Consider the following 15,486-nt stretch of genomic DNA (forward strand, 5'->3'; position numbering starts at 1 on the left):
AAAAGGTATGACTATCATTTCAACCAAATATTTATTAGCCGACGCGCAATTAAATCACTACGCCGTACCGGCTTTTAATATTCACAACGCGGAAACTATTCAAGCTATTCTCGAAGTATGCCAGGAGCTTCAGTCGCCGGTTATCCTGGCCGGTACGCCAGGCACCTTTAAGCATATTCCTTTTAAAGAAATCTATGCGCTATGTGAAGCCTATTCAGAAACCTTCGCGATGCCGGTGGCGATTCATCTCGATCACCATGAAACCTGGCAGGACATCGCCACCAAAGTCCTCGCAGGCTCACGCAGCGCCATGATAGACGGCAGCCATTTTCCCTTTGAAAAAAACGTGAAGCTGGTAAAACAAGTCGTCGATTTCTGTCATCAGCGTGATTGCAGCGTTGAAGCTGAGCTGGGACGTCTGGGCGGTGTCGAAGACGATATGGAAGTCAGCGATGAAAGCGCATTTCTGACCGATCCGCAGCAGGCCAGGGATTTCGTCGCAAGAACGGGAATTGACAGCCTCGCCGTTGCCATCGGTACCGCGCACGGTCTGTATACAAAAACGCCGAAAATCGATTTTGAACGCCTGGCCGAAATACGGAACGTCGTGGATATTCCTCTGGTGCTTCATGGTGCCAGCGACGTACCCGATGAGTTTGTCAGACGGGCCATCTCCTTAGGCGTGTGCAAAGTCAACGTCGCCACAGAACTGAAAATTGCTTTTGCCGATGCGGTTAAACAGTGGTTTAGCACAAACCCGCAGGGCAACGACCCACGCTACTATCTGCGGGTGGGTATGGATGCAATGAAAGAGGTGGTGCGTGACAAAATTAAAGTCTGTGGCTCATCTAATCGCTTAATCGCGTTCACAAACTCTTAAAAGCGAGGTGCTTATGGCAACCCCAAACATTCTTCTCACCCGCATTGATAACCGCCTGGTGCATGGACAGGTCGGCGTCACCTGGACTACCACGCTTGGGGCAAACCTCCTGATTGTGGTTGATGATGAGGTAGCGAAAGATGAAATCCAGCAAAAACTAATGGGCATTACGGCAGAGGCCTACAGCGTTGGCATTCGTTTTTTCACCGTAGAAAAAACCATTGCCATTATTGATAAGGCCACGCCGAATCAAAAAATATTTATTATTTGCCGCACGCCACGCACCGTAAAAAGATTAGTTGAAGGCGGCGTGCCCTTGAAAGAGGTCAACGTAGGTAACATGCATTTCAGCGAAGGTAAAAGGCAAATCAGCAGTAAGGTTTATATCAACGATGAGGATCTCGATGACTTCCGCTATTTGAAAAGCCAGGCGGTAAATATTTTTATTCAGGACGTTCCCGGAAATCCCAAAGAACAGGTCCCGATATAAAAATAGTAAGCGAGGTCCTTTAAACAACACCTCTAAAAATAAGCTAATGTAGTAAGGAATAAAAAATGCATGAGATAACGCTACTGCAAGGCCTTTCATTAGCGGCGCTGGCCTTTGTATTAGGAATTGATTTCTGGCTGGAAGCATTATTCCTGTTCAGACCCATCATCGTTTGTACGCTCACCGGCGCCATTTTAGGCGACATCCAGACCGGCCTTATCACCGGCGGCCTGACCGAACTGGCGTTTGCCGGCCTCACCCCCGCAGGAGGCGTGCAGCCGCCAAACCCCATCATGGCGGGGATAATGACCACCGTTCTCGCCTGGACTACGGGCATAGATGCCAAAACGGCCATCGGCCTTGGGCTGCCGTTTAGTTTATTAATGCAGTACATCATTCTGTTCTTCTACTCGTCCTTTTCGCTGTTTATGTCGAAAGCCGACAAATGCGCGCAGACAGGCGATACCGGAGGATTTGCCCGGCTTAATATCCTCACTATTTTGCTGGTCGCAATAACCTATGCGCTGATCGCATTCCTGTGTACTTACCTTGCACAGGGCGCAATGCAGGCCCTGGTAAAATCAATGCCGGCATGGCTGACGCACGGATTTGAAGTAGCGGGCGGCATATTACCTGCGGTCGGTTTTGGTTTGCTGCTTCGGGTGATGCTCAAAGCGCAATACGTTCCTTATCTGATTATTGGTTTTCTGTTTGTTTGCTATATCCAGGTCAGCAACCTGCTGCCGGTTGCCGTTCTGGGCACGGCTTTAGCGATGTATGAATACTTTAATGCCAAAGCTAAAAAAGCAAACGCAGTTGCCGTTCAAAAAGATACCCCAGCAGATAACAATAAAGAGGATTACAGCAATGGGATCTGAAATCGTCACTAAAAAAGATATCACCCGACTGGGCCTGCGCTCTTCTCTTCTGCAATCAAGCTTCAACTATGAACGTATGCAGGCAGGCGGTTTTACCTGGGCGATGGTGCCGCTGCTGAAGAAGATCTATAAAGACGATCCTCAGGGCCTGAGCGCCGCCATGAAAGATAATCTTGAATTTATAAACACGCATCCAAACTTTGTCGGCTTCCTCATGGGATTGTTAATTTCCATGGAAGAGAAAAAAGAGGATCGCGGGATTATCAAAGGTTTAAAAGTTGCTTTATTTGGGCCAATTGCGGGTATTGGTGATGCGCTTTTCTGGTTTACCCTGCTGCCGATCATGGCCGGGGTGTGCTCGTCCTTTGCAAGCCAGGGCAGCGTGCTTGGGCCAATCCTGTTCTTTGCCGTCTATTTTGCCGTATTCTGCTTACGTATCGGCTGGACACATATTGGCTATACGCTGGGCATCAAAGCCATTGACAGGATAAAGGAAAACTCACAGATCATCTCAAAAGCTGCAACCATTCTTGGGGTTACGGTTATCGGCGGTCTGATAGCTTCCTATGTACATATTAACGTGGTTTCAGAGATAGCCATCGACAGCACGCACAGCGTCGCCATTCAGAAAGACTTTTTCGACAAAATATTCCCTAATATTTTGCCTATGGGTTACACCCTGCTGATGTATTACCTGCTACGCACGAAGAAAATGCACCCCGTGGTGCTGATTGGCGTCACTTTTGTACTGGCGATTGTAATGTCCGCGTTAGGTATTTTGTAAGCCACAAAAACAAGGGCAGTTCTTCTGCCCTTGAGACTAATGACAAACCTTCCAGCGTGACAAAACTAAAAGGTGTCATCATTTAAAAACAAGGAAAATCAATCGATTGATTTTCGGCTGATCATCACAAAGAAGGAAAAACCACGCTTTTTCCTTCTTTGTCAGCAATCTGAAGGGCAATTCTTCTGCCCTTGTTTAAATAAGCTGCTCCGTCATCCCGCGATAAAAGGAACGGTAAAATGAAAAAGCTCATTTTCGAAAAGTGTCTTGATTATAACGATCTCAGCCAGAAGTGCTGTGACCGTATTATTGCCTGTATCCAAAATAATCCGTCAGCGGTTATCTGCCTTGCGACTGGCTCATCGCCTACCGGCGGCTATAAATTTTTTGTGAAATACGTTAAAGATAAAAATATAGATATCAGCGGCGTAACCTTTGTCAAACTCGACGAGTGGCTCGGTGTTCCTGAGTCTCACCCCTGTACCTGCGAATCTTATTTACAGAAACATATCATCGAGCCGCTCAACGTGAAGGAAAATAACTATATCGCCTTTGATACAACGGCTGACCCGGATGCGGAATGCAAAAGAGTTCGGCAACGCATCCAGCAAAAAGGCGGGTTAGATTTATGCATTCTGGGCTTAGGTAAAAATGGCCACCTCGGCCTGATCGAGCCCGCAGATAAACTGACCCTTCGTAGCCACCGCATCAGGCTTGATAGCAAAACAAAAACGCATGAGATGCTAAAAGACACATCACACCAAATCTCAGAGGGGATTACGTTAGGGCTAAGCGAAATTTTTAGCGCTAAGGAGATTGTGTTTCTTGTTTCAGGTGAGAATAAATCTGCGGCATTCGATGAATTTTGCACGCAGGAAATCGCCACTACGCTGCCTTGTTCTTTCCTGTGGCTACATCAAAATGTACGCTGCCTGTATGACGCACAGATTTTCCAGCCGGGGCCCTGTGCGAACCCCTCGCCATAGTCTGCCCATGCAAGCCGCTCAGAGCATTTCAAAAATCTTATTTCTCGCTATTTTCTAACGCATATTTATAAAGCGCATTCTTCTTCACGCCGTGGATTTCGGCAGCAAGCGCGGCGGCTTTTTTCAGCGGCAGCTCCGTTTGCAGCAGCGCAAGAGTGCGCAACGCATCGGCCGGCAGCGCGTCATCGCTTTGGGCCCTGAAGCCCTCGATGATTAGCACCATCTCCCCTTTGCGACGGTTCTCGTCTTCTTTAACCCATGCCGCCAGCTCGCCAACTGGCGCGCCGTGAATCGATTCCCAGGTTTTGGTCAACTCTCGCGCCAGCACCACGTAACGGGATTCACCGAGCACCGCGCAAATATCGTCTAAACTGTCGAGCAACCGGTGGGTGGATTCATAGAAGATCAGCGTGCGCGGCTCTTGTTCAATGGCTTTCAGCGCATCGCGACGTCCTTTGGATTTGGCAGGCAGAAAGCCTTCATAGCAGAAGCGATCCGACGGCAGCCCGGCCGCGCTTAACGCTGCAATGGCGGCGCAAGGACCCGGTAGCGGTACGACGCGGATACCCGCTTCACGGCAGGTACGCACCAGGTGATAGCCGGGATCGTTAATCAGCGGCGTACCGGCGTCTGAAACCAGCGCGATACTTTGTCCTTCCTGCAGCTTCGCCAGCAGCGTTTCTGATTTTTGTTGTTCATTATGATCGTGCAATGCGAACAATCGCGCATTAATGGCAAAATGCTGCAGCAATAAACCGGTATGGCGAGTATCTTCAGCAGCAATCAGGTCAACGCTTTGCAACACGGATAACGCCCGCTGTGTGATATCGCCGAGGTTACCGATAGGGGTCGGAACGATGTAGAGCGTGCTGGCAGAAATCGCCGCCGTTTCGAGTTGTTTCATTGTTTCATCCGTATTGCCGATTTAATATTGAACGCTGAGAAGAAAAATTCACTGGATACAGCATGCTACCGTCTAAATATATTCGTTCTAAAGCCGGGCGTTGTCTGCCTGTCGTGCTTGCAGCCCTGATCTTTGCAGGTTGTACCACGAAAGCACCGGACCAGTCCGCCGCTCACGTGCAGGGCGAAGCCACTGCGGATTCTGCGTACTACCTGCAACAGATGCAGCAAAGCACAGATGATAGCAAGACCACATGGCAATTACTCGCCATTCATGCGCTGCTGGGTGAGGGCAAAACCCAACGGGCGGTAGACCTCTATAATCAGTTGCCGCAGGAAATGGACGATGTCCAGCGCCGTGAGCGGGCGCTTCTGGTGCCAGAAATTAAAATCGCCCAGAAAGATTATGCCGCGGCAAATGCGCTGCTTGCTAAGCTCGACCCTTCGTCATTCAACAAAAAGCAGCAGGCGCGATATTATCAGGCGGTGATTGATGCCAGCCAGAATCGCCCATCGCTTGCGCTGCTGCGCGCATATATTGCTCAGGAGCCGATGCTCAGGGGCGAAGCGCATCAGAAAAATATCGACGGTACCTGGCAGACGCTGTCTCAGTTCACGCCTGAACAAATGAGCGCCATGGTTATCAATGCGGACGAAAATACCCTGCAAGGATGGCTGGATCTGCAGCGCGTCTGGAACGACAACCGCAACGATCCGAATATGCTGAAAGCTGGCATCAAAGACTGGCAAACCCGCTACCCGCAAAACCCGGGCGCAAAAACGCTGCCGACTCAGTTAAGCAATATGCAAAATTACCAGCAGGCTTCCGTTGGTAAGATCGCTCTGCTGCTGCCGTTGAATGGCCAGGCCGCGGTATTTGGCCGCGCGATTCAGCAGGGCTTTGAAACCGCGAAAAATAATGGCCTTGCGCCTGCTACGGTTAGCAATCCTGCGCAAGCGACGGATGCCGGCACGCAGCCAGCAGCGGAGCCAACCGCAGCCGCTCAGCCAGAGGATGCCAACGCGGTAGCGAGTCCGTCAGACGCTTCGGTCAGCGATTTGACCAACGAGCAGCCGATGGAGGAGGCGCAACCTGCCGCACAGCCGGCTCAACCTGCGGCGCAAAACGCTGCGGCAGCAAACCCTTCTGCCGAAGTAAAAATTTACGATACCAGTTCGCAGCCGTTAGATCAGGTGCTCGCCCAGGCGCAGCAGGATGGCGCTACGCTGGTCGTAGGCCCGCTGCTTAAAAATAACGTCGATCGGCTCGCCAGCAGCAATACGCCACTCAATATTCTGGCGCTGAACCAGCCAGAGAACGTGCAAAATCGCCCGAACATCTGCTACTTCGCCCTCTCTCCGGAAGACGAAGCACGAGACGCAGCGGACCATATCTGGCAGCAGGGCCATCGTGCGCCGCTGTTGCTGGTGCCGCGCAGCGCGTTGGGCGATCGCGTAACAAGCGCCTTTAGCGCCGAGTGGCAAAAACTGGGCGGCGGCATCGTGCTGCAGCAGCAATTTGGCTCGGTGGGCGAACTCAAACAGGGCATTAACAGCGGGTCTGGTATTGCTCTGACCGGCACGCCGGTGGCCTCTTCCGCACCGCAGCAGGAAGCCGTTACCATCGGCGGCCTGACGATCCCTGCGCCGCCAACCGATGCGCAAATTACCTCAGGCGCCGCCGGGGGCGTGGATGCCGCCTATATCCTGGCCACGCCGGACGAAATGGCGCTTATCAAGCCGATGATTGCCATGCGTACCGGCAGCCGCGGCAGCGCGCAGCTTTATGCCAGCTCACGCAGCTCTCAGGGCGTTAACGGCCCGGACTTCCGTCTGGAGATGGAAGGCCTACAGTTCAGCGAAATCCCCATGCTTTCCGGCGGCAATCCGGCACTGCAACAGCAGGCGCTGAGTGCTGTACGCAACGACTACTCGCTGGCGCGTCTGTACGCTATGGGAGCTGACGCCTGGTCGCTGGCAAACCATTTCTCCCAGATCCGTCAGGTGCCGGGCTATCAGCTGAGCGGCAACACCGGCACGCTATCTGCCAGCCAGGACTGCGTCATTAACAGGAAGTTAAATTGGCTGAAATTCTCTCAGGGACAAATCATCCCGGCCAGCTGAGTCGTCACCAGGCCGGCGCGCACTATGAGCGACAGGCGCGCCGTTTTCTTGAGCGTAAAGGACTACGCTTTATCGCCGCCAACGTGCATATCCGCGGCGGCGAAATCGACCTCATCATGAAACAGCACGATGTGATTGTGTTTGTCGAAGTGCGTTATCGTAGCAGCCATCGCTTTGGCGGCGCTGCGGCAAGCGTCACCCGGAGCAAACAGCAAAAGCTACTGCATGCCGCGCGGAACTGGCTTGCCCGCACATCAGGGAGTTTTGATACTGTGGATTGCCGTTTCGATGTGTTAGCCTTCACCGGCAATGAAATAGAGTGGTTAACCAACGCGTTTACCGCAGATGTTTAAAGTAACCAGGTAGAACAACGTGCTCGAAAGAATCAAAGTCTGCTTCACGGAAAGTATTCAAACCCAGATTGCCGCAGCGGAAGCTCTGCCAGATGCTATCTCCCGTGCAGCCATGACGCTGGTTCAGTCGCTGCTCAACGGTAACAAAATTCTGTGTTGTGGCAACGGCACCTCTGCTGCCAACGCACAGCATTTTGCTGCCAGTATGATCAATCGCTTCGAAACCGAGCGGCCAAGCTTACCCGCCATCGCACTTAATGCCGATAATGTGGTCTTAACCGCTATCGCAAATGACCGTTTGCATGAAGAAGTGTATGCCAAACAGGTGCGTGCGCTGGGGCACGCCGGGGACGTACTGCTTGCCATCTCAACGCGTGGCAACAGCCGTGATATCGTAAAAGCGGTTGAAGCGGCGGTCACTCGCGACATGACCATAGTTGCGCTCACGGGCTACGACGGCGGTGAACTTGCCGGCCTGTTAGGGCCGCAGGATGTGGAAATCCGCATTCCTTCGCATCGCAGCGCGCGCATTCAGGAAATGCACATGCTGACGGTCAACTGCTTATGTGATTTGATTGATAATACGTTATTCCCTCACCAGGAAGATTAAGGAGTACAGATGAAGGCATTTAAGCCACTTGCAGTCCTTATCACCGCGCTTGCGCTACAGGGCTGCGTTGCCGCCGCGGTTGTCGGCACTGCCGCCGTCGCGACGAAAACCGCAACGGATCCGCGTACCGTGGGAACCCAGGTTGATGACGGCACGCTGGAACTTCGTGTCAACAGCGCGCTGAGTAAAGATGAGCAGTTGAAGAAAGACGCCCGCATCAACGTCACCGCCTATCAGGGCAAAGTGCTGCTGACAGGGCAAACGCAGAATACCGAGCTGGCCTCGCGTGCGAAACAAATCGCGCTGGGCGTTGATGGCGCAAGCGAGGTGTATAACGAAATCCGCAACGCCGCGCCGGTTGGGCTGGGCACCGCCTCAACGGATACCTGGATCACCACCAAAGTTCGTTCGCAGCTGCTGGCAAGCGACCAGGTTAAATCTTCCAACGTGAAGGTAACGACCGAGGACGGGGAAGTATTCCTGTTGGGTCTGCTGACGGAAAGAGAAGGCAAAGCGGCCGCGGATATCGCAAGCCGTGTGGGCGGCGTGAAACACGTTACGACTGCTTTCACCATTTTGCAGTAATTTCTGGTTGCCCCTTTCCCGGGGGCAATAAAGACGACCCGGCATAAAGATATACTGATAAACCTAATTTAAGGTGCCAATCACCCTGTTAGTTTTTTCAGTATAAATGGTAATATTCCCCGGCATATCTTTGTTTATAAAAGACATTGCGCCGATCACCACATTATCACCAATGGTAATGTCGCCGATAATGCAGGTGTGAGCGCCTATATCGACATTGTTTCCAATCACGGTTTTCCCGGCGCTCGCGCCGTTCTTTGTTTTACCGATAGTGGTATTTTGGCGCAGGATAACATGCTCGCCGATCACACACTCATTGCGAATCACAATGCTAAACGCATGATTTATTTTCATGCCTTTGCCAATAATTGCATTCAGCCCGATATCGGTACCGTATTTGCGGCAAAGATTGTAGTTAATTCGGCGGGCGTATTTTACATTCAGACGGCCACCCTTACAATTCAAGTAGTTAGCAATTCTCCACCAAAAATAAAAACGCTTTGCAGGTTTTTTTATGCACCTGTGCAGTACTTTAAACCATGAGAATTTTTTATTGCTGCCAAGCACTTCGTAGCGAAGGCACTCTTTAAGAGTGTCGTAATCTATTTTTTGCATATCATCAAAAAGGCGTCAGTCACCAGGAATGGTCCTAATTCGGCATAATAGCAATCATTGAATTCCTTAGGAATACCCGCCATACAAATGATTAAAATAAAGGCGTTTTACTGATTTTATCGCGTTGATAACGATCCTAAAAACGACTCAAACACTCCATCGCTACCGTTTTAAAGCCCTGAAAAGTCTTGCTGTCCCTGAGCCTTGGCATCGCCCTTTCGCGCAGGAAGGTAACGAATAAATCATAGATCGCCATCGCTTCTTCATATTCGCGTTTGCTGATGGCCAGCAGGAAAATCACGTGCGCCGTCTCCTCGCCCCAGCTTATCCCCTCGGGCGCCAGTACGGTGTATACGACGGTTTTATTAGCCATCAATCCCAGCGAGTGCGGAAGCGCTATGCCCTCACCGAGCATGGTGCTGACAATCGCCTCACGCTCCACGACTGACGGATAGAAATCCTCGCCAACATAGCCTTCCCGCTCAAGCTGTTCGCAAAGCGTGCTGAACAGCTGCTGCTGGGTCACTGGTTTATCAACCACCATAAAGTGGCTTTCATCGAAATATTTCGCCAGCATATAAGGGCGGGTCCGGTCCACCAGCACCAGCTTTCCCAGCTGTTCGAGCTGATATTCCGTCGGGAAGGGCGCCATCGTCACCACCGGCTTTTCTTTCTCGTTCACCCGCGCAGTAGTGATAACAAAGTCCTCGTCTATGCTTTCAAGCTGTTCATAGTCACGCAGCGAAATAATGCGCTTTACTTCGATTTGCGGATACTTGCGCAGCAGCATCGCCTGAATCATCCGCACCGTAGAGTTGCCGGTATCGCAGACCAGCAGCGCTCGCGGATGGCGCTGATAGCCAATGTTGTAATGCCTTTCCAGCCCTACGCCAATATGCAGCACCAGGAAACCAATTTCGTTTTCGCTGATCGCATACGGCGTGTATTTTCCCCAGCTTGATACCGCCGCCAGCGTCATATCGTAGGCCATCGGATAGTGCTGTTTAATATTGGAGAGCAGCGGATTAGGAATATTGATCTGGTAGCGCACGCGGGTGATCATCGTTTTGATATGCGTGAGCAGGTCGGCGTGCAGCTGGGCATCCGCCAGCAGATTGTAGTTATAGTGCGTGTTGATATAGCGCAGGATGTAGTTCACCAGCGCTTCGTCATCGTCGGCGCTGATGGCGCTGGGCGCCACTTCCTGAACCTGCCGCGCGGCGATGTGTACCTGTAGCCACTGTTCCTCCGCTTCGGAAAGCGGTTTACCCGCAAATCTTTGCAGCAGCGCGGTAATCTGGCGCGCGGCTTCGCGTATGTCATCGCCCACGTCGGCTGCTTTAAACTCCGCCAGCGGGTAGCCTTCGCTGATACGTCGTACCGCCACGGCGCAGTACAGGCGGATAAACTGCTCGCCTTCGTCCGTCAGGCGAATACGGCAGCGGCTGAAACAGTCGTGCAGGTCCGTCGCTAACTGTGCCCGTACGTCTCCGTTGAGCGCTTCTTCGTTCAGCAGAGGATTGTCGCTCTCTTCCTGCATAAGCTGCCAGAGTAAATCGGTCAGGCATGCCCGCACCGCCGTTTCGCTGCCAAACAGTTTCATGCCGTGACGGGGGCGGGTTTCTATCGTCAGGTTATAACGGTTAAACCATTCGCGAACCTCCGCCATATCGCTTTGTAACGTCGCCCGGCTGACAAACCACTCTTCAGCCAGCTCTTCCAGCTTGAGCGAAAAGGCGGACGTCAGAAAACGCACCACCAGATAATGCACGCGTTCCGGTGAAGTACGCGGAACGCGCAGCTGGCGAGACGGCTGCAGTACAAATTCCTGATAGCGGGCCGCATCATCGATTCTGAGCTGATAACCCGCTCCGCGATTCAAAATAAACTGTGCGCCATACCCGGCTATTAAAGCGTTTAACGCGGTGATATCGGCCCGCACGGTGCGTGTAGAAACCGATAAACGCCGCGCCAGCTCATCCTGGGGCAGCGTCTCATTCTGGAGCATCTCAAAAAGCTGGGCCAGACGAAGGTTTGGGAATCTCACAGCAGTTTCCTTTCATTAAGCGGGCGCACAGGCGCGCCCGCCACGGCTATTTCGCGGGCGTAAAAATTAACTGCGACGGGCTTCCTGCCGCCACGTAATCCTCAATAAAGGTCAGCTTGCCGTCCTGCGGCGCAACGCTAAAACGGGTAATGTTGTCGCTGCGCTGGTTCATGGCGTAAAGGTATTTGCCATTGTCGTCGAGCGTTAAGGTGCGCGGGTAATCACCCCGTGTCCAGATATCGTCCTGATGCGTCAGCGTGCCGTTTGCCGACACGGTGAAGTGCGCGATGCTGTTGTGCAAACGGTTAGCGACGTAAAGCTGCCTGCCGTCGTGGCTCAGTACCAGGCCCGCCGCAAAGCTGGTTCCTTTGTAACCTTTCGGCAGCGCGGAAACGGTTTTTCCTGCGGTTAAGGTGCCTTTAGCCGTATCAAGCCGATAGTGAGTAAGCGTAGAGGACTCTTCGTTAATCAACCACAGGCCGTCGCCCGCGGGCGTAAACACAAAGTGACGCGGGCCCGCTCCTTTAGATGACGCGGCGATAAACGGCGGATCGTTTGGCGTAAGCTTGCCGCTCTTATTATCAAAACGGTACTGATAGATGCGATCTAACCCCAGATCCGTGGAGAAGACGAATTTTCCGCTCGGATCGGCACCGATCATATGCGCGTGCGGGCCATTATGAGCGCTTACCGCAAAGCTGCCTTCCACGGCGGCCTCCGGTTTCGCCGCGCCCGGCTGGCCTTCATCCTGCCTGGTATCGCTGGCTTCGCTCAGGCTGCCGTCTTCTTTCACCGGTAATACAGCGATGCTGCCGCTGATATAGTTGGCGACCAGCAGATGGCGGCCGTCCGGCGTAAGCGACAGATAAACCGGCCCGGCGCCGCCGGAGGAAACCTGGTTTAATTCCGTAAGGTTGCCCTCTTCCCCAACGCGCAACGCCGCAATAACGCCTTTCTCCGCTTCGCTCGCCACGTACAAAGTTTTGCCGTCTTTTGAAGCAGTTAACTGCGCGGCGTTAGGCAGCTCGTTAACCAGCGTTTTGTTGCTTAACGCCCCGGTTTGCGCATCGACCTGAAAGCGGTATACGCCCTCGCCGTTCGGATTGTAGGTGCTGACCCAGGCGAACTGCTGCGCGGCCGCCGTTCCGGCAATCATCGCCAGCGAAGCGATAAGGAGATTACGTGTTGCAGGCATGGAAGATCCTCGTTGTTGTTTGGCCCCCTCCCTTGCGGGAGGGGGATAAGGGCAAAATATTACCCAACCAGCTTCTTCGTCATTTCCAGCAGCGTACGCACCTCTTCCGGGCGCGTATTGCCGGTCGCTTTATCAATGATTGAACTGTAAATATGCGGGATGACTTTACTCACGCCCGCCTCCAGCGCGATCTGCAGGATTTCTTCGTAGTTCTCCAGATCGATGCCGCCGGTCGGTTCCAGCCAGAAATCATGCTTCGCGCAGGCTTCGGCTACCGCTTTAAACTCATCGCGGCATTTCAGTCCGCCCATCGGGAAATATTTGATTGAGCTGCCGCCCATATCTTTCAGCAACTTAATGGCGGTTTCAACCGGTACGATACCGTCGGGCGCAGCCGAACTCAGCGGCCCGGTGGAGATTTTTACCATACCGACGGTGCCCGTAGGGGAAACCAGGCCGTTAACCACGGTTTCGTTTTGTCCCAGCAGCGCGCGTGAAGTTCCCACGCCGGTAAACACCTGGTTTACGTGCTGCGGCTGCACCTGACGGGAGATTTCGCTCACCATCGCCGACTGATTCGGATCGCCCGCGCCAAGGCCCACGGAAAGCGCGTTTTCGATAAGCGCCGCATAATCGCGCATATCCGCGACCGCGCTTGCAACATCCGGATAATTTTTAGAAAGCACGCCAACCAGCACGTGGCCCTCAGCCGCCTCGTAAATCTCTTTGGCATTCTCTTTCGAACCGGCCAGTACGTTCAGGCACACGCGGTCGCGGTAAAAGTTTGGGGTCAGTTTCATGCCTGCTTCTCCTTGCTGATATTCGCTTTGATGCAGCGATAAATAATCTCGAGCTGCTGCGGGCTGACGCTGCGCACGTCCGCTTCAATAATCCCTTCGTTGGCCTTGTAGCCACGAAAATAGATCGCGTACTCGCCCTGTTTCAGCGCGCTCACCAGCTCGCCGGTGCTGATGCCGATGGCGGCTTCATCAAACTTAATTTCAGTGCGGGCGATATCACGGCCTGCCGCATCCCATACCACCCGGGCGCTTACGCCAGCCAGCGTGTTGAGGCTGTCGATAAACGGCGTCATTTTCTGCACCATCTGCTCGCCCGTCTCTTTTTCAGCGGTGAGATAGTTTTCAATAGCGCAGGTCAGGCCAAGAATGCCTTCTTTGCCTACTTTCATCGCGCGGCCAATACCGCCGGTTTGTAGCTTCACCCACTCTACGTACTGCTCTTTGCCGATAACCAACCCGCTGGTTGGCCCTTCTATGGCCTTCGCGCCGCTGTAAATCACCAGCTCCGCGCCTGCGCGGTAGTAGCACTGCAGATCTTCTTCGGCTGCGGCGTCCACAATCAGCGGCAGGTTGTATTTACGCGCCACAACGACCGCCTGCTCAACGCTGAGCATGCTTTTCTGAACCGAGTGATGGGATTTGATATACAAAATTGCGGCCGTGCGCGGGGAAATCGCCGCGGCAAGCTGGTCGGCGGAACATTCGTTTGCGTAACCCGCTTCCACAACTTTGCCGCCGCCAAGGTTCACCATGGTGCCAACCGGGGCGCCAAAGTTTACGTTGTGGCCTTTTGGCAGGACGATTTCGTTGTTATCAAGCGGCGCGGCATGCAGGTTTTCAATCAGCCAGGCGTTATCTTTTACCAGCACCGCCGCAACGGATTGGGCAATCCCCGAAGAAGCGCAGGACACCACGGTCGCCGCCTCCACATCCAGCAGCCTTGCGATGTACTCACCGGTCTTGTTCACCAGATCTTTCATTTCAAAATAGTGATTCATGCCGGTAGTGACCGCTTCCACCACTTCCGGACGCGGCGTGGAAACGCCCAGCGCGGTCATACGGCCTGATGCGTTAATCACCTGTTTTAAATTGTATTTCTCATAAATCGAAGGCATGTTCTGCTTTTCCTTGTTCGGTAGTAAACCACTTTCCGGCGCGTACGGCGGCAAGCGGCGCCAGCAACAGCTCGCCCGCGAGCGTTTGCTGTTCGGAATCTGTGAACACCGTCGGCTGGCGGCGTAGTTCAAAAATGGTCAGGTCGCCGTCCAGGCCCACGGACAGGCGCCCCTTCTGTTTCAGACGCAGGCCGTCTGCTGCGTTAGCAGTAACGCAATCAATTACCTGTTGCAGAGGAAGGCCGATAGAGAGGAATTTGGACATTACCGCGCCCAGGCTGTGAACGGGCCCGTTAATGCGGTTCCGACAGTAAATATCGGAGCTGATGGTGTGCGGGAAAATGCCCTGTTTGATGGCGATTTTCGCGACTTCAAAACTGAAGCTGGCGGTGCCGTGGCCTACGTCCAGGCGCACGCCGCGCCCAATCGCGCGGGCAACAGAAGCACGCAGTTCGCCCGCAGGCGTAAGAATGCGGTTCGGCTTGCCGTTGTAGCAGTGGGTGATGATATCGCCGCTTGTCAGCAAATCAGCTATTTCATCCAGATCCGGCGGATTATTGCCAATGTGCACCATCAGCGGCAGATCGCCGTTTTCGCGCTGGATTTCTTTAGCGCGTTCAAGAGGCTTAATACCGTTGGCGCCCACCACGCTGCTGCTCATGCGCGCTTTAATCCCAACGATAAAATCGGGATGGCGCTTCACCGCATCGCGCACGGCGGCTTTGTCGATATTGGCCATATCCGACAGCTCGTTCTGGGCGATAAGCCCCACGCGGGATATGTTCAGCAGCGCATAAACCTCCGTCGCCGCTTTGCGGGTTATCTCATAAAACTCATCGATATCGTCCGCGCCGGTGCTTCCCGCATCCACAACGGTTGTCACGCCGGTGCTGATACCGATGCTGTCTGGCTCATCGTGATAAATTGGGGATTTTGAGTAACAGTGAACGTGGGAATCAATCCAGCCTGCGCTGAGGTAATACTTGCCGTGTAGCGCCCGTACCTCTTGCGCCTCGCCGGTCACCTCGCCCATCGCGGCGATTTTGCCGTCTTTGAGTGCGATATCGATAAGCGTATCGTCCACCAGGCGGGCCTGGCGCAGGATTAAGTCGAACATAATT

At 53.3% G+C, this 15,486-nt stretch carries 16 protein-coding genes; 9 read left to right on the forward strand and 7 right to left on the reverse strand.

All coding sequences use genetic code 11. The features are described from left to right. Nucleotides 1–7 precede the first annotated feature (7 nt). The 5 genes from kbaY (at nt 8) to WLO31_RS18040 (ending at nt 4,018) form a co-directional block, all read left to right on the forward strand. Entirely contained in the window at nt 8–880 is an 873-nt protein-coding gene (gene kbaY / locus WLO31_RS18020; RefSeq protein ID WP_435927983.1) for a tagatose-bisphosphate aldolase subunit KbaY, read from the forward strand. Nucleotides 881–893: 13 nt separating this feature from the next. Continuing rightward, on the forward strand, nt 894–1,370 hold the full coding sequence (gene agaB / locus WLO31_RS18025) for a PTS galactosamine transporter subunit IIB (protein WP_435927984.1): 477 nt from the start codon (nt 894–896) through the stop codon (nt 1,368–1,370). 65 nt (nt 1,371–1,435) lie between these two features. Then, nucleotides 1,436–2,248 carry a PTS galactosamine transporter subunit IIC gene (agaC, locus tag WLO31_RS18030; protein WP_435927985.1) on the forward strand — a complete coding sequence of 271 codons (813 nt, stop codon included), beginning with the start codon at nt 1,436–1,438 and terminating at the stop codon, nt 2,246–2,248. Continuing rightward, the gene (agaD, locus tag WLO31_RS18035) at nt 2,238–3,032 is read left to right on the forward strand and encodes a PTS galactosamine transporter subunit IID (protein WP_435927986.1); all 795 of its coding nucleotides are present in this window, start codon (nt 2,238–2,240) and stop codon (nt 3,030–3,032) included. The genes agaC and agaD overlap by 11 nt, the downstream gene beginning before the upstream one ends. A 239-nt stretch (nt 3,033–3,271) precedes the next feature. Continuing rightward, complete coding sequence (locus WLO31_RS18040; RefSeq protein WP_435927987.1) at nt 3,272–4,018, forward strand: galactosamine-6-phosphate isomerase; 747 nt, start codon at nt 3,272–3,274, stop codon at nt 4,016–4,018. Nucleotides 4,019–4,055: 37 nt separating this feature from the next. On the opposite strand, the gene rsmI is transcribed toward WLO31_RS18040, so the two are convergent. Continuing rightward, on the reverse strand, nt 4,056–4,922 hold the full coding sequence (gene rsmI / locus WLO31_RS18045) for a 16S rRNA (cytidine(1402)-2'-O)-methyltransferase (protein ID WP_435927988.1): 867 nt from the start codon (nt 4,920–4,922) through the stop codon (nt 4,056–4,058). Nucleotides 4,923–4,984: 62 nt separating this feature from the next. Between rsmI and WLO31_RS18050 the strand changes: the two genes are divergently transcribed. From WLO31_RS18050 to dolP, 4 genes are read left to right on the forward strand one after another with little or no spacing between them, the layout of a single operon-like run. Further along, nucleotides 4,985–7,045, forward strand: a complete 2,061-nt coding sequence (locus tag WLO31_RS18050; protein ID WP_435927989.1) for a penicillin-binding protein activator — start codon at nt 4,985–4,987, stop codon at nt 7,043–7,045. Next, nucleotides 7,003–7,398, forward strand: a complete 396-nt coding sequence (locus WLO31_RS18055; RefSeq protein WP_435927990.1) for a YraN family protein — start codon at nt 7,003–7,005, stop codon at nt 7,396–7,398. The genes WLO31_RS18050 and WLO31_RS18055 overlap by 43 nt, the downstream gene beginning before the upstream one ends. Before the next feature lie 19 nt (nt 7,399–7,417). Continuing rightward, nucleotides 7,418–8,008: a DnaA initiator-associating protein DiaA gene (diaA, locus tag WLO31_RS18060; RefSeq protein WP_435927991.1), complete on the forward strand. Its 591-nt coding sequence runs from the start codon at nt 7,418–7,420 to the stop codon at nt 8,006–8,008. A gap of 9 nt (nt 8,009–8,017) precedes the next feature. Continuing rightward, complete coding sequence (gene dolP / locus WLO31_RS18065) at nt 8,018–8,593, forward strand: division/outer membrane stress-associated lipid-binding lipoprotein (protein WP_435927992.1); 576 nt, start codon at nt 8,018–8,020, stop codon at nt 8,591–8,593. 63 nt (nt 8,594–8,656) lie between these two features. Here the strand turns inward: dolP and WLO31_RS18070 are convergent, their stop codons facing one another. The 6 genes from WLO31_RS18070 to WLO31_RS18095 form a co-directional block, all read right to left on the reverse strand. Continuing rightward, nucleotides 8,657–9,208: a serine acetyltransferase gene (locus WLO31_RS18070; RefSeq protein WP_435927993.1), complete on the reverse strand. Its 552-nt coding sequence runs from the start codon at nt 9,206–9,208 to the stop codon at nt 8,657–8,659. Nucleotides 9,209–9,344: 136 nt separating this feature from the next. After that, on the reverse strand, nt 9,345–11,255 hold the full coding sequence (locus WLO31_RS18075) for a BglG family transcription antiterminator (protein WP_435927994.1): 1,911 nt from the start codon (nt 11,253–11,255) through the stop codon (nt 9,345–9,347). Between the two features lie 46 nt (nt 11,256–11,301). Further along, nucleotides 11,302–12,450 (reverse strand): lactonase family protein, encoded by a 1,149-nt coding sequence (locus WLO31_RS18080; protein WP_435927995.1) that lies wholly within the window; start codon nt 12,448–12,450, stop codon nt 11,302–11,304. Between the two features lie 59 nt (nt 12,451–12,509). After that, entirely contained in the window at nt 12,510–13,250 is a 741-nt protein-coding gene (gene dagF, locus WLO31_RS18085) for a 2-dehydro-3-deoxy-phosphogluconate aldolase (RefSeq protein WP_435927996.1), read from the reverse strand. Beyond that, on the reverse strand, nt 13,247–14,365 hold the full coding sequence (locus WLO31_RS18090; RefSeq protein WP_435927997.1) for a DgaE family pyridoxal phosphate-dependent ammonia lyase: 1,119 nt from the start codon (nt 14,363–14,365) through the stop codon (nt 13,247–13,249). Before WLO31_RS18090 ends, dagF begins: the two co-directional genes overlap by 4 nt. Beyond that, nucleotides 14,349–15,482, reverse strand: coding sequence for an amidohydrolase/deacetylase family metallohydrolase (locus WLO31_RS18095; protein WP_435927998.1), 1,134 nt, complete (start codon nt 15,480–15,482; stop codon nt 14,349–14,351). Before WLO31_RS18095 ends, WLO31_RS18090 begins: the two co-directional genes overlap by 17 nt. Nucleotides 15,483–15,486: the final 4 nt, after the last annotated feature.

The sequence above is a fragment of the Dryocola sharpae genome, assembly GCF_051307055.1.
Taxonomy (GTDB): domain Bacteria; phylum Pseudomonadota; class Gammaproteobacteria; order Enterobacterales; family Enterobacteriaceae; genus Dryocola.

What these genes read in the sequence shown, in the direction of transcription:
- WLO31_RS18095 (WP_435927998.1), bottom strand. Translation starts at nt 15,482, where the DNA reads ATGTTCGACTTAATCCTGCGCCAGGCCCGCCTGGTGGACGATACGCTT.
- WLO31_RS18080 (WP_435927995.1), bottom strand. Translation starts at nt 12,450, where the DNA reads ATGCCTGCAACACGTAATCTCCTTATCGCTTCGCTGGCGATGATTGCC.
- dolP (WP_435927992.1), top strand. Translation starts at nt 8,018, where the DNA reads ATGAAGGCATTTAAGCCACTTGCAGTCCTTATCACCGCGCTTGCGCTA.
- agaD (WP_435927986.1), top strand. Translation starts at nt 2,238, where the DNA reads ATGGGATCTGAAATCGTCACTAAAAAAGATATCACCCGACTGGGCCTG.
- WLO31_RS18090 (WP_435927997.1), bottom strand. Translation starts at nt 14,365, where the DNA reads ATGCCTTCGATTTATGAGAAATACAATTTAAAACAGGTGATTAACGCA.
- dagF (WP_435927996.1), bottom strand. Translation starts at nt 13,250, where the DNA reads ATGAAACTGACCCCAAACTTTTACCGCGACCGCGTGTGCCTGAACGTA.
- WLO31_RS18050 (WP_435927989.1), top strand. Translation starts at nt 4,985, where the DNA reads ATGCTACCGTCTAAATATATTCGTTCTAAAGCCGGGCGTTGTCTGCCT.
- WLO31_RS18040 (WP_435927987.1), top strand. Translation starts at nt 3,272, where the DNA reads ATGAAAAAGCTCATTTTCGAAAAGTGTCTTGATTATAACGATCTCAGC.
- agaB (WP_435927984.1), top strand. Translation starts at nt 894, where the DNA reads ATGGCAACCCCAAACATTCTTCTCACCCGCATTGATAACCGCCTGGTG.
- agaC (WP_435927985.1), top strand. Translation starts at nt 1,436, where the DNA reads ATGCATGAGATAACGCTACTGCAAGGCCTTTCATTAGCGGCGCTGGCC.
- rsmI (WP_435927988.1), bottom strand. Translation starts at nt 4,922, where the DNA reads ATGAAACAACTCGAAACGGCGGCGATTTCTGCCAGCACGCTCTACATC.
- WLO31_RS18070 (WP_435927993.1), bottom strand. Translation starts at nt 9,208, where the DNA reads ATGCAAAAAATAGATTACGACACTCTTAAAGAGTGCCTTCGCTACGAA.
- kbaY (WP_435927983.1), top strand. Translation starts at nt 8, where the DNA reads ATGACTATCATTTCAACCAAATATTTATTAGCCGACGCGCAATTAAAT.